The sequence below is a fragment of the Nonomuraea sp. NPDC005730 genome, assembly GCF_040630865.1.
GTDB lineage: Bacteria > Actinomycetota > Actinomycetes > Streptosporangiales > Streptosporangiaceae > Nonomuraea.
Window position 1 is genome coordinate 214,590 of the sequence record NZ_JBEXYK010000008.1, and the last position, 13,482, is coordinate 228,071.

Genomic DNA, 13,482 nt, shown 5'->3' on the forward strand with positions numbered 1-13,482 from the left:
ACTCTCAGTTCAGGCGCGGGTCAAAACCCCCCAGTCCCGCGCGGGCGAGGAGGACGAGGTGAAACGCCGATTACTCATCCTGCTGGCGGTCCTGAGCATGGTCAGCCTCACCGGCATGACCGGCGCCGGGGCCGGCGCGGAACCACCGGCGAACAAGCAGTACCGGGTCTCCGGCCCGGCCGACGCGCGGCAGCGCAGCGCCGTCGCGGCGACCGGCGCCGCCATCGAGGACGTGCAGCCGAACTCGGTGCTGGTCACCGCCACGCAGGCCGAGATCGCGGCCATCAGGCGGCTCGGCTACCGGGTGACGGAGGCCCCGCGCCCGGCGCCGCCGGACGCCGTCGGGGCGTTCGACTTCCCGCCGTCGGACTCCGGCTACCACAACTACGCGGAGATGACGGCCGAGATCAACACCTTGGTCGCGGCCCATCCGGGGATCATGAGCCAGAGCACGTTCGGCACCTCGTACGAGGGGCGGCCGATGCGCCTGGTCAAGATCAGCGACAACGTGGGCACGGACGAGGCCGAGCCCGAGGTGCTGTTCACCGCCCACCAGCACGCCCGTGAGCACCTCACGGTCGAGATGGCGCTGTACATCATGCACCTGCTGGCCGACAACTACGGCACCGACGCGAGGATCACGAACCTGGTCAACACCCGCGAGATCTGGATCATGCCGGACCTCAACCCCGACGGCGGCGAGTACGACATCGCCAGCGGCACCTACCGTTCGTGGCGCAAGAACCGGCAGCCGAACTCCGGCTCCTCGGCCGTCGGCACCGACCTCAACCGCAACTGGGCCTACCAGTGGGGCTGCTGCGGCGGCTCCTCGGGCTCGACCTCCAGCGAGACCTACCGCGGCGCGAGCGCCGAGTCGGCCCCCGAGGTCAAGGCGGCGGCCGACTGGGTGCGCAGCCGGGTCGTCGGCGGCGTGCAGCAGATCAGGACGAACCTCGACTGGCACACCTACAGCGAGCTGGTCCTGTGGCCCTACGGTTTCACCTACAACGACACCGCCCCCGGCCTGACCCAGGACGACCGGGACGCCCACGCCACCCTCGGCCAGAACATGGCCGGCACCAACGGCTACACGCCCGAGCAGTCCAGCGACCTCTACATCACCGACGGGACGATCGACGACTGGATGTGGGGCCAGTACAAGATCTTCAGCTTCACGTTCGAGATGTACCCGGTCGGCGCGAGCCCCGGCTTCTACCCGCCGGACGAGCAGATCGTCCCGCAGACCACCCGCAACAAGGAGGCCGTGCTGCGCTTCCTGGAGTACTCCGACTGCGTCTACCGGATCATCGGCAAGGAGTCCCAGTACTGCGGCACCGGCACGCCGCCGGTGACGGTCTGGTCCGACACGTTCGAGACGGCGACCGGCTGGACGGCGAACCCGTCCGGCACCGACACCGCCACCACGGGCGCGTGGGAGCGCGGCGACCCCGAGGCGACCACCTCCTCGGGCGCCAAGCAGCTCGGCACCACGGTCAGCGGCACGAACGACCTGGTGACCGGCCGCCTGGCGGGCACCGCGGCCGGTGACTACGACCTCGACGGCGGCGTCAGCTCGATCCAGTCGCCGCCGATCACGTTGCCCTCGACGGGCACGCTGAGCCTGTCGCTGTCGTGGTACCTGGCGCACGGCTCGAACGCCTCCAGCGCGGACTACTTCCGGGTCCGCGTGGTCGGCGGCACCACGACCACCGTGTTCCAGCAGGCCGGCGCGGCCACGAACCGCAACGGCGCCTGGGCCGTGGCGTCGGCCGACCTGACCGCCTACGCGGGCCAGACGGTCCGCATCCTCATCGACGCGGCCGACGCCTCCGGGGCCTCCCTGGTGGAGGCGGGCGTGGACGACGTCAAGATCACCCAACAGCCCTGACCCGACCACCGCGCCCCCTCGCTCCGGACCCCGGTCCGGGCGAGGGGGCGCTGTCATTGGCTCCGGCACCACGCGTTTCGGCACGTCACGGGCCGTCACGTGATTGGGTCTTGTAAGCACAGGGTGTCAAGGCTACGATCGCGGCAACTCTTAGGAAACTTTCCTAAAAGAAATCATGGATCGGATGGCCCATGACCCGCTCGCCGCCCGCATGACTCGCCGCTGAGCTGCGGAGACATCCGCCCGAACGACCTCTTCTCCCACGCCCCCGGCGCTGCGGGCGTGCACATCCCCCACCTTTTCCCAGCCGCTGGAGCGGTCACGCGGTCCGGCCGGACGCACCGGCCCTGACTGCCGTTGCAAGCTCCGCGCGCCTGTCGTTCCACCGGCCTGCGCCGACACCCCCCAAAAAGCCCGTGTCTCACCTCCACGGGCCCGTGCCGTACGGCTTGCGCTCTCACCCCCCGGTGCAAGCCGTACGGCACGCCAGAAGAACGGAAATCGACAGTGAGATTTCGCGCGATCCTCTTAGCGCTCGCGACCCTCGCACTGAGTCTCCTGGCACTGCCCGCCCATGCCGCCGCCGCCACCGCGACCTTCGTCAAGGTCGCCGACTGGGGGTCCGGCTTCGAGGGCAAGGTCACCGTCGTCAACGGCACCACCGCCCCCCTGGCCTGGAACGTGCAGTTCGACGTGCCGGCCGGGTTCTCCATCCCGTCCGCCTGGGACGCCGTCCTGACCAGGAGCGGCCAGCACTACACGTTCACCGCGCCGAGCTGGGCGGGACCGCTGGCGGCCGGGGCGAGCACGAGCTTCGGCTTCAACGGCGCCCCGGGCAACTTCCCCGGCATCACCGGCTGCACGCTGAACGGCTCCTCGTGCGGCGGCACGACCGTGGAGGTCCCCGGCAAGCCCGGCACGGCCACCGCGACCAGCACGGACACCAGCATCGCCCTCTCCTGGGGCGCCTCCAGCGGCACGGTGACCGGCTACCGCGTCTATGAAGGCAGCGCCGTCAGGGCCACCGTCACCGGCACCACGGCGACGATCTCCGGCCTCGGGACGTGCCAGAGCCACACCTACACCGTCAAGGCGTACAACTCGGCGGGCGAGTCGGCCGCCGGCGACGCCGTGACCGCGACCACCACGGGCTGCGGCACCGGCGTGCCCGGCAAGGCCGGCCCGATCACCGTGACCGGCACGTCCCAGACCGGCGCCACGGCCGCCTGGCCGGCGGTCGCCGGAGCCACCGGTTACAAGGTCCGCCTCAACGGCTCCCAGGTGGCCACCGTCACCGGCACCTCCCACACCCTCTCCGGCCTGACCGCCTGCACCTCGTACTCGCTGACGGTCACCGCGTCGAACGCGACCGGCGACGGCCCGCCCAGCGACGCCGCGACCTTCACCACCCCGGGCTGCACCACCGACCCGCTGCCCAAGCACTTCCTCACCGGCTACTGGCACAACTTCGTCAACGCCGCGACCGAGCTCAAGCTGTCGGCCGTGCCCAACGAGTACGACGTCGTCGCCGTCGCCTTCGGCGAGGCCACCTCCACCGCCGGCGAGGTCGTCTTCTCGGTCGACCCGGGCCTTTCCACCGCGCTCGGCGGCTACACCGACGCCCAGTTCAAGGCCGACGTGCAGGCCCTGCACCAGCGCGGCAAGAAGGTCATCCTGTCGGTCGGCGGCGAGGCCGGCCGCGTGCAGGTCTCCAGCGGCGCGGCCGCCACGAAGTTCGCCGACACGGTGTACGCGCTGATGCAGAGCTACGGCTTCGACGGCGTGGACATCGACCTGGAGAACGGCCTCAACGCCACCTACATGGGCCAGGCCCTGCGGTCGCTGCGCGCCAAGGCGGGCAGCGGCCTGATCATCATGATGGCCCCGCAGACCATCGACATGCAGTCGACCGGGATGGAGTACTTCAAGCTCGCCCTGAACATCAAGGACATCCTCACGGTCGTCAACATGCAGTACTACAACTCGGGCTCCATGCTCGGCTGCGACCAGTCCGCGGCGTACTCGCAGGGGACGGTCAACTTCATGACCGCCCTGGCCTGCATCCAGCTGGAGAACGGCCTGCGCCCCGACCAGGTGGCACTGGGCCTGCCGGCCGGGCCCGGCGCCGCGGGGGGCGGCGTCGTCTCGCCCTCCCTCGTCAACCAGGCGCTCGACTGCCTGGCCAAGCGCACCAGTTGCGGATCCTTCGTGCCGCCGCGCGCCTACCCGGACATCCGGGGCGCGATGACCTGGTCCATCAACTGGGACGCCAGCAACAACTGGTCCTTCTCCAAGACCGTCAAGCCGCACCTTCAGGGAATGCCATGAGATTACGTAGCAGACTGATCAGCTCGGTGGCCGGCCTGGCCATCGCCCTCACCGGGGCCGGCCTGGCCACGGGCGTCCCCACCGCCTACGGCGCCGCCGCCCAGCAGCAGCTGGCCGCCGCCTGGGCGCCGTGGACCGCCTACGCCACCGGCGCCGCCGTCACCTACAACGGCGTGGACTACGTGGCCCTCCAGGGTCACACCTCCCAGCCCGGCTGGGAGCCGCCGAACGTGCCCGCGTTGTGGAAGCAGGGCAGCGGCGGCGGCGACCCCACCCCGCCGTCGGTGCCCGGCAACCTGCGCTCGACCACCGTCACCGCCACCAGCGCCGGCCTGGCCTGGGACGCCTCCACCGACAACGTCGGCGTGACCGGCTACAACGTCTACCGCGGCGGCACCCAGGTCGGCACCGCGACCGGCACGACGTACACCGACAACGGGCTGACGGCCTCGACCACCTACAGCTACACCGTCCGGGCCCGCGACGCCGCGGGGAACCTGTCCGGCGTCAGCAACGCGCTCAGCGTCACCACCCCCGGCGGCAACGGTGCGCCCGGCCAGCCCGGCACGGTCACCACGACCGTGACCGACACCAGCATCGCGCTGTCGTGGGGTGCCTCCTCCGGCACGGTGACCGGGTACCGCGTCTACGAGGGCGCGACCCAGAAGGCCGAGGTCACCGGGACCAGCACGACGATCTCAGGGCTGAGCGCGTGCCAGAGCCACACCTACACCGTCAAGGCGTACAACTCGGTGGGCGAGTCGGCCGGGCGTGACGTCTCGGCGACCACGACCGGCTGCCCGACCGGCGGCAAGATGCCCGGCGCCCCCTACCTCTACACCGGCTGGGGCGACCCGCCCTCTCCCACCACGGTGATGAGCGCGACCGGCATCAAGTCGTTCACGATGGCCTTCATCCTGGCCAGCAACGGCTGCAACCCGGCCTGGGACGGGCAGCGCCCGCTGTCCGGCGGCCAGGACGCGCAGGCCATCTCGGCCATCAAGGCGGCCGGCGGCAGCGTGCAGGTGTCCTTCGGCGGCTGGCAGGGCAACAAGCTCGGCCCGAACTGCTCCACGCCCGAACTGTTCGCCGGCGCGGTGCAGAAGGTCATCAACGCCGTCGGCCCGGCCGTCGTCGACTTCGACATCGAGAACACCGACGAGTTCGAGAACCTGACCGTCCAGGACCGCATCCTGAACGCCCTCAAGATCGTCAAGGCGGCCAACCCGAACGTCAAGATCGCCGTCACCTTCGGCACCGCGACCACCGGCCCGACCTACTACGGCACCCGCCTGATCAACCGCGCCAAGGAACTGGCGGTGCCGATCGACAACTACACGATCATGCCGTTCGACTTCGGCGGCGGCGCCAACATGTACCAGAACACCGTCAACGCGGCCGAAGGGCTCAAGAACGCCCTGAAGACCGCCCAGGGCTGGACCGACGCGCAGGCGTACGCCCACATGGGCATCTCCGGCATGAACGGCCTGTCCGACCAGCAGGAGCTCACCAACCCGAGCACCTGGACCCAGATCCGCGACTACGCCAACTCCCACGGCCTGACCAGGCTCGCGTTCTGGTCGGTCAACCGCGACCGCCCCTGCCCGGGCGGCGGCGTCGCGGAGAACTGCAGCGGCATCGCCCAGGACAACTGGGAGTTCACCAAGATCACCGCTGGTTTCTGACCCGCTGAGGCGGCCCGCCACCCTCCGGTGGCGGGCCGCACCGGCGCGCGGTCCGCACCCCCCGAAAGGACCCGCATGAGACCCCGCCCGAGACTGCGCGGACCGGCGGCCACGGCCCTGGCCGCACTGGGACTCACCGTCCTGCACGCCACCCCGGCCGCCGCCGCGAACATCCTGTCCAACCCCGGCTTCGAGTCCGGCCTGAGCGGCTGGACCTGCCCGGCCGGCGCGCAGGCCGTCACCACCCCGGCGCACGGCGGCACGCAGGCGCTCCAGGCCACCCCGCAGGGCTCCGACCTCGCCCGCTGCCAGCAGACCGTCACCGTCAAGCCCGGCACCGCCTACCAGCTCTCCGCCTGGGCCCAGGGCTCCTACGTCTTCCTCGGCGCGACCGGCGCCGGCGTCAACGCCAGCACGTGGGGCGCCCCCGGCAACCAGTGGGGCCAGCTCAGGACCTCCTTCACCACCGGCGCCAACACCACCTCCGTGACCGTGTACGTCAACGGCTGGTACGGCCAGAGCGCCTACACCGCCGACGACATCGTCCTCGACGGCCCCGGCGGCCCGCCCGACACCGAGGCTCCGACCGTCCCCGGCGGCGTGGCCGTCGGCGGCCCGACCGGCACCAGCCTGACCGTGACCTGGTCGCCCTCCACCGACAACTCCGGCTCGGTGGCCCGCTACGAGGTCTCCAGGGACGACGCCGCCCCCGTCGCCGTTCCCACGACCAGCCACACCGCGACCGGCCTCACCCCCGACACCTCCTACGCCTTCCGCGTCAGGGCCTGCGACGCCGCCGGCAACTGCTCGGCCTACTCGCCCCCGGTCAGCGGCCGCACCACCAAGGACACCGTCCCGCCCGCCGGCGACATCCGGTACGCCCCCTACATCGACATCACGATGACCAGCCCGTCCCTGGTGGGCGCGGCCAACGCGACCGGCGTGAAGAACTACACGCTGGCGTTCGTCCTCGGCGACAGCAGCGGCTGCAACCCGGCCTGGGGCGGCACGATCCCGCTCGCCGACACCCGGATCGTCAACGACGTCAAGGCCCTCCGGGCCCAGGGCGGCCAGGTCGTCGTGGCCAGCGGCGGCGCGGTCGGACCGTACCTGGAGCACGCCTGCGGCACCTCGGCGGCGCTGCTGGCCGCCTACAAGAAGGTGCTCGACACCGTCGGCACCAACCACCTGGACATCGACGTCGAGGCGAGCATCGACGCGAACAAGGTCAACACCGCGCTCAAGCAGCTCCAGACCGAGCGCGGCACGGTGATCAGCTACACGCTGCGCGTGCAGGGCCAGGACTACGGCGTGGACCCGTTCTCGCTGCAGATCCTCCAGGACGCCGCCGCCAAGGGCCTCGACGTGATCGTCAACCCGATGCTGATGAACTTCGGCTACACCGGCAACTGGGGCGACGCGATGACCGCCGCCGCCCAGGCCACGCTCGGCCAGATGAAGGGCGTCTGGCCGGCCAGGAGCGACGCCCAGCTCAGGCGCGCGCTCGGCGTCACCCCCATGATCGGCAAGAACGACACCGGCATGACCACCACCCAGGCCGACGCCCGCAAGCTCCTGACCTGGGCCAACAGCAACCACATCGGATTCGTCGGCTTCTGGTCCGCCGCCCGCGACAACGGCGGCTGCCCCACCGGCCAGGTCTCCCCGACCTGCAGCGGGATCTCCCAGTCCAGCTACGAGTTCACGAACATCTTCAAGGGGTTCACCGGATGAGCGGCATCTTCAGGTGGCGCACCGCCGTCGCGGCGGTGGCGCTCGCCCTAGGCACGGCGGGCCTGTCCGCCACCCCCGCCCTGGCGGCCAACATCGCCGTCAACCCCGGCTTCGAGGACGGGCTGACCGGCTGGACCTGCAGCGCCTCCTCCGGCGCCGCCGCCGTCACCTCGCCCGTCCACGGCGGGACGAAGGCACTCAAGGCCACCCCGGCGGGCGCCGACCTCGCCCGCTGCCAGCAGCAGATCAAGGTGCAGCCGTCGTCGTCGTACACGCTGTCGGCCTGGGTGCAGGGCGGCTACGTCTTCCTCGGCGCCACCGGCACCGGCGGCACCGACCCCCAGACGTGGGGCTCGCCCGGCTCGGCCTGGACGCAGCTGCGCACCACGTTCACCACCGGCGCCACCACCACGTCCGTGACCATCTACCTCAACGCCTGGTACGGCCAGAGCGCCTACGTCGCCGACGACGTCGTCCTGGACGGCGCCCCCGGCGGCGGAGGCGGCGGCGACGACCAGGCGCCCACCGTCCCCGGCAACCTGACCGTGGGCGGCGCGACGAGCAGCACGCTCACCGCCACCTGGTCGGCCTCCACCGACAACGTCGGCGTGGACCGGTACGAGGTCTCCCGCGACGGCGGCTCCCCGGTCGCCGTGACCGGCACCAGCCACACCGCCACCGGCCTGGCCGCCTCCACCTCCTACCGCTTCAAGGTCCGCGCCTGCGACGCCGCCGGCAACTGCTCGCCCTACACCGCCGAGGCCACCGGCACCACGACCGCCGGCGGCGGCGGGGGAGGCGGCCTGCCCAAGCGCGTCCTGGTCGGCTACCTGCACGCCTCCTTCGCCAACGGCTCCGGCTACATCCGCATGGCCGACGTGCCCGCCGAATGGGACGTCGTCAACCTCGCCTTCGGCGAGCCCACCTCGGTGACCTCCGGCGACATCCGCTTCCGCCAGTGCCCGGCCGCCGAGTGCCCGAACGTCGAGCCCGAGGCGGACTTCGTCGCCGCCATCAGGGCCAAGCAGGCCCAGGGCAAGAAGGTGCTCATCTCCATCGGCGGCCAGAACGGCCAGGTGCAGCTCACCACCACGGCCGCCAGGGACAAGTTCGTCGAGTCGGTCGCGGCCATCATCGACAGGTACGGCCTGGACGGCCTCGACGTGGACTTCGAGGGCCACTCCCTCTACCTCAACCAGGGCGACACGAACCTGGCCAACCCCACCACGCCCGTCGTCGTCAACCTGATCTCCGCGCTGCGCGCGCTCAAGAGCCGCTACGGCGCCAAGTTCGTGCTCACCATGGCGCCCGAGACGTTCTTCGTGCAGCTCGGCTACCAGTTCTACGGCCCCGGCCCGAACGGCTCGGCCGACAGCAGGGCCGCCTCCTACCTGCCGGTCATCCACGCCCTGCGCGACGACCTGACCCTGCTGCACGTGCAGGACTACAACTCCGGCCCGATCACCGGCCTGGACAACCAGTACCACACGATGGGCGGCCACGACTTCCACGTCGCCATGACGGACATGCTGCTGGCCGGCTTCCCGATCATGGGCAACCCCAACAACGTGTTCCCGCCGCTGCGCCAGGACCAGGTGGCCATCGGCCTGCCCGCCTCGCCCAACGCGGGCAACGGGTTCACCACCGTCGCCGAGGTCCAGAAGGCGTTCGACTGCCTGGCCAAGGGCAGCAACTGCGGCACCTACAAGCCACGCGGCGTCTACCCGAACCTGCGCGGCCTGATGACCTGGTCGATCAACTGGGACAAGTACAACGCCTTCGAGTTCTCAAGGAGGCACCGGGCCTACCTCAACGGCCTGTGAACGGCCGGACGAGCTGGGTGGGCTTGAGCGGCACCCCCAACCCCGGCGGACGGTAGGTCGGCAGCGCCTCGCCGTACTCGTGCATCCAGGCGTGGTCGACCATCAGGCGCATGCGCCCGTCCGCCGGCGTGCCGCCCGGGTCCGCCCGGGACGTCCGCCCGGCCAGCCGGGCCACCGCCTCGGCCACCAGACCCGCGTCCGGCGGCGCGAGGTCGCACTGCTCGTCGGGGCCGATGAGCAGGTCGACCTCCGGCGGCAGCGGGTAGATCGGCCGGGGGATGGCCAGCACGCGCGGCGAAGGAGCCATCGGCCACCCGTCGCGCACCGCCTCCAGCAGCACCGACCGCGACGTGCGGCGCGCGAACAGGCCCTCGCACAGGGCCCAGCTCAGCGCGCCCACGTCGGCGCGGTCCTCGCCGCAGGCGTGCAGGCACAGGTACGGCACCAGCGGGATCCCCGCGCCGCCCGCCGGCTGCGCCCACCCGCTGCCACACCCGGTCAGCACCAGCAGCGCCAGCATCGCCCGGTAGGCGGTGTCGGCGTGCGGCGTCTCCAGCCGGCCCGGCACGATCATGCACCGCCCGCCGGTCTTCTCCGCCGTCACGCCCAGCTCCCGGGCCGTCTTCACGGTCCGCGAGGCGGCCACGCCGGTGTAGATCTCCTGCCAGCCCGGCGTGTACGGCTCCCGGTCCCCGTACCCCTGCGGCCACACCCCGGGCAGCCCGTCACGCGCCACGCCGTAGGCGGCCAGCAGCAGGTCGAACACCGTGGTCACCAGCTCGCCGCCGTCCCTGACGACCGGCACGCCGCGCCGCAGCACGCCCGGCCCGAAGTCGAAGCGCGGCAACAACACCTGCACCGCCTCGCCGCCGTACACGCTGAGCCGGTCGCAGGTCCGGCCGAGCAGCCCGCCCGGCACGTACGCGTCCTCGCGCTCGCGCAGCCGCACCAGCAACGGCAGGTCCGTCCGCTCCATCGCGTGCGCGGCGAACGGCGGCCGGTCCAGGAAGAACTCCTTCAGCAGCACGTGCCCCATCGCCATCGCCAGCGCGCCGTCCGTGCCCGGCCGCACGACCAGCGTCTCGTCCGACAACCGGGTCGGATGGGTGCCGATCGCCACCACCTTCTGGCCCTTGTACCGCCCGGCGATCACCCAGGGCGTGTCCGCCGTACGCGCCAGCCGGTTGTTCTCCCCCCACAGCAGCACGTACGCCGCCCGCGCCCAGTCCTCGGCCCCCGGCCCCGTGAACCGCGGCCCGAGCACCTGCTCCGACGCGCACGGATGCTCGGTCAGCAGCGCGCCGCCCAGCCCGTCGACCACGCCCGCCAGCGGCGACGTCGCCAGCGCCGCCACCCGGTCCGCGCCGTGCTCCGACGCCGTGTGCACGATCGCCGCCGCCGCCAGCTCGGCCGCCGTGGCGTCGTCCAGCGGGACCCGCCGCTCACCGCGCCGCGCCTGGTAGACCTGAGAGTTGCCTGTGAGTTTCGCCCAGGCCGCGACCGGGTCACGGACCCCGTCCCTCACCTCGAAATAGAGCCTGACCAGTGCCTGGTTGACCTGCGATCCCCCCATGGAAAAAGTTCAACACAGACAGTCATGTTCTATCGCGTTACGTGTCCGCATGTCGGGGATAAGAATTGGAAGCCCAGGTGGCGGCACTCAGATTGTTACGGCAGGCTAGGGGCCGCCATGGATTACGCAGTTCTCACGGGGGTCGTCCTCGTCACCGGTGTCGTGCTCGCCCTCGTCGCCCAGTGGCGCGACTGGCGGCCGCCGCTCTACGTCGCCGTGCTCGTCGGCATCGCCGTCCGCGTGCTGATCATGTACACCTCCGCGATCGACTCATGGCAACCCGTCGACTTCATGGAGAGCTTCAAGCCCGCCGGCGAGGCGGTGCTGCAGGGCAAGGACCCGGTGCTGGCCAGCGAGGGCGGCTGGCACTTCCTGCCGACCATCCCCTACGTCTACGGCATCCTGCTGTGGCTCGGCATCCCGTGGGAGTACGCCGGCCGCCTGGTCACCGTGGTCGCCGACATCGTGCTGGTCCCGCTGGTCGCCAAGCTGGCCGGCGGCCCCAAGGCGTCCCTGCGCGCCTTCCAGTACGCGCTCAACCCGCTGGCCGTGCTCATCGCCGGCGTCCACGGCCAGGTCGAGCCGGTCGCGCTGGTGTTCGGCGTGGCCGCGTTCGTGGTCGCCCGCGGCCCCGGCGCGCCCGACCGCCCCGGCGTCACCATCGACGCCGACGGCCTTCGCGCCGTGGCGCGCCGCCCTGTCGCCATGCTGCGCCGCGCCCTCATGCCCGGCTCCGACGACCGGGCCGACCTGCGGCGCGCCATGCTGGCCGGGCTGCTCATGGGCCTCGCGCTGTGCGCCAAGAGCTGGCCGATCTGGCTGGTGCCCGGCATGCTGCTGCTCCTGCCCCACCTGCGCGCCAGGATCGCCGCCCTCGTCATGACCGGCATCGTCCCGGTGTTCTTCCTGCTCACCTCGCCGATCTTCGCGGGCACCACGCTCGACGAGATCCCCGCCGTCATCCGGACCATCCAGGACATCCGCCCGATCGTCGGCGAATGGGGCTACACGCCGTGGTTCACCGGCGGTGACTGGGCCCTGATGCCGGGGCTGGCCTCGTTCGGCACGAAGCTCATCTACGTCAGCGTCGTCGCCGTGCTGCTGCTGTGGCGGCGGGCCGACCCGATCGACCTGACCACGGCCATCCTGCTCGTCTTCATGGTCATGACGCCCCGCCTCGGCGCCCAGTACCTGCTGTGGTTCATGCCGTTCCTGGTGGCCAGGCCGACCAGGTGGGCCTGGCCGGCCATCATCGGCGCCTCCTTCTGGGCCGCCTTCGGCTACCTGTACATGACGCAGTTCAGCACCAACGACTGGTGGTACCTCCACCGCGACTGGTCACGGGCCTCCATCGTGCTGCTGCCGGTGCTGCTGCTGGCCATGCCCTGGGCCCGTCGCGTGTCGACGGCCCAGGACAGGGTCGCCGCCGTCCCGCCGAAGATCACCTCAACGGCGGTCTAGCCGGCGCCACAGGGCGACCCACTGATCCGGGTGCACGTGGCCCACGACGGCGTCGCGGGCCACGCCCGCCTCGCCGAGCGCCGCGTCCACCCCCCGGTAGCGCGGGCGCAGGGAGGCGCGCACCGAGCCGCCGACCCCGCCGAAGCCCAGCTCGACCAGTTCCAGGTAGCTTTCGCGGTCGCTCGCCAGCGGCTCGGGCCGCCGCCGCAGGCGCAGGATCGCCGAGTCCACCGACGGCACGGGACGGAAGCTCTCCCTGCCGATCGTGTCGCCGAGCCGCCAGTCGAACCACGGCCACGACGACACCGTGACCAGGCTCCACCGGCCGTAGTCGCCGGTGCGCTTGCGCGCGTACTCCCGCTGGGTGAGCAGCGTCGCCGAGGTCAGCTCCCGCGCCCGCAGGCACCAGTCGACGATCCTCGACGTGATCGAGTACGGGATGTTGCCCACGACCGCGAACGGCTCACGCGGCGCCCGCGCGGCCGTGAAGTCACCCCTGACCACCTCGATCCGCGGATCGTTGCGGGTACGCGAGGCCAGCCGCCCGGCGAGCCGGGGATCGAGCTCGTAGCCGACCACCTGCGCCCCGGCCTCGGCCAGCGCCAGGGTGAGCACGCCCGGCCCCGAGCCGGGTTCGAGCACCAGCCCCTCCGGCGCCGCCGCCTTGACCATCAGCTCCACGGCATGCCGGTCGGCCAGGAAGTTCTGCGAGAGCTCACGCCTGAGCCGGTCGGCGGGCGTACGAGCGCCGCCGCCGTTCCTGATGCTCTTCTGGGTGTGTGAATAGTTTCCGTGCGCGAAGTTCTGCGCCACAGCACTGCCCTTTCGGGTCCTCGAGATGAACAGGTCTCGAAGGGCCCTGGGCGCGCCGGCGGACGCGCGGTGTCAGCCGTCCGCTAGCCCCGTTTTCCGCACGTTGGATGGTTTGAAGATCGCTGGGTTGCTGGGGTGATCGTCATCGCGGTATGACCTGGCTGGTGAGACAGCGTG

General features: G+C 71.4%; 8 protein-coding genes. 6 read left to right on the top strand and 2 right to left on the bottom strand.

Annotation, left to right across the window (positions count from 1 at the left end; all coding sequences use genetic code 11):
* Positions 1 to 58 precede the first annotated feature (58 nt).
* From ABZ444_RS14145 to ABZ444_RS14165, 5 genes are all read left to right on the top strand, one after another.
* Positions 59 to 1,888: a M14 family zinc carboxypeptidase gene (locus tag ABZ444_RS14145; RefSeq protein WP_357995573.1), complete on the top strand. Its 1,830-nt coding sequence runs from the start codon at positions 59 to 61 to the stop codon at positions 1,886 to 1,888.
* A gap of 507 nt (positions 1,889 to 2,395) precedes the next feature.
* Positions 2,396 to 4,216 carry a glycosyl hydrolase family 18 protein gene (locus tag ABZ444_RS14150; protein ID WP_357995576.1) on the top strand — a complete coding sequence of 607 codons (1,821 nt, stop codon included), beginning with the start codon at positions 2,396 to 2,398 and terminating at the stop codon, positions 4,214 to 4,216.
* Positions 4,213 to 5,901 (top strand): carbohydrate-binding protein, encoded by a 1,689-nt coding sequence (locus tag ABZ444_RS14155; protein ID WP_357995579.1) that lies wholly within the window; start codon positions 4,213 to 4,215, stop codon positions 5,899 to 5,901. The genes ABZ444_RS14150 and ABZ444_RS14155 overlap by 4 nt, the downstream gene beginning before the upstream one ends.
* A 75-nt stretch (positions 5,902 to 5,976) precedes the next feature.
* Positions 5,977 to 7,635, top strand: a complete 1,659-nt coding sequence (locus ABZ444_RS14160) for a carbohydrate binding domain-containing protein (RefSeq protein WP_357995581.1) — start codon at positions 5,977 to 5,979, stop codon at positions 7,633 to 7,635.
* Entirely contained in the window at positions 7,632 to 9,458 is a 1,827-nt protein-coding gene (locus ABZ444_RS14165) for a glycoside hydrolase family 18 protein (protein ID WP_357995584.1), read from the top strand. The genes ABZ444_RS14160 and ABZ444_RS14165 overlap by 4 nt, the downstream gene beginning before the upstream one ends.
* On the opposite strand, the gene ABZ444_RS14170 is transcribed toward ABZ444_RS14165, so the two are convergent.
* Positions 9,445 to 11,031, bottom strand: a complete 1,587-nt coding sequence (locus ABZ444_RS14170; RefSeq protein ID WP_357995587.1) for a molybdopterin-dependent oxidoreductase — start codon at positions 11,029 to 11,031, stop codon at positions 9,445 to 9,447. The two genes, ABZ444_RS14165 and ABZ444_RS14170, sit on opposite strands and share 14 nt — an antisense overlap.
* Before the next feature lie 117 nt (positions 11,032 to 11,148).
* Here ABZ444_RS14170 and ABZ444_RS14175 point away from each other — a divergent pair, with 117 nt between their 5' ends.
* On the top strand, positions 11,149 to 12,492 hold the full coding sequence (locus tag ABZ444_RS14175) for a hypothetical protein (protein ID WP_357995590.1): 1,344 nt from the start codon (positions 11,149 to 11,151) through the stop codon (positions 12,490 to 12,492).
* On the opposite strand, the gene erm is transcribed toward ABZ444_RS14175, so the two are convergent.
* Positions 12,478 to 13,305: an ErmE/ErmH/ErmO/ErmR family 23S rRNA (adenine(2058)-N(6))-methyltransferase gene (erm, locus tag ABZ444_RS14180; RefSeq protein WP_357995593.1), complete on the bottom strand. Its 828-nt coding sequence runs from the start codon at positions 13,303 to 13,305 to the stop codon at positions 12,478 to 12,480. The genes ABZ444_RS14175 and erm overlap by 15 nt on opposite strands.
* Positions 13,306 to 13,482 lie beyond the last annotated feature (177 nt).

What these genes read in the sequence shown, in the direction of transcription:
- ABZ444_RS14160 (WP_357995581.1), top strand. Translation starts at nt 5,977, where the DNA reads ATGAGACCCCGCCCGAGACTGCGCGGACCGGCGGCCACGGCCCTGGCC.
- ABZ444_RS14165 (WP_357995584.1), top strand. Translation starts at nt 7,632, where the DNA reads ATGAGCGGCATCTTCAGGTGGCGCACCGCCGTCGCGGCGGTGGCGCTC.
- ABZ444_RS14175 (WP_357995590.1), top strand. Translation starts at nt 11,149, where the DNA reads ATGGATTACGCAGTTCTCACGGGGGTCGTCCTCGTCACCGGTGTCGTG.
- ABZ444_RS14155 (WP_357995579.1), top strand. Translation starts at nt 4,213, where the DNA reads ATGAGATTACGTAGCAGACTGATCAGCTCGGTGGCCGGCCTGGCCATC.
- ABZ444_RS14170 (WP_357995587.1), bottom strand. Translation starts at nt 11,031, where the DNA reads ATGGGGGGATCGCAGGTCAACCAGGCACTGGTCAGGCTCTATTTCGAG.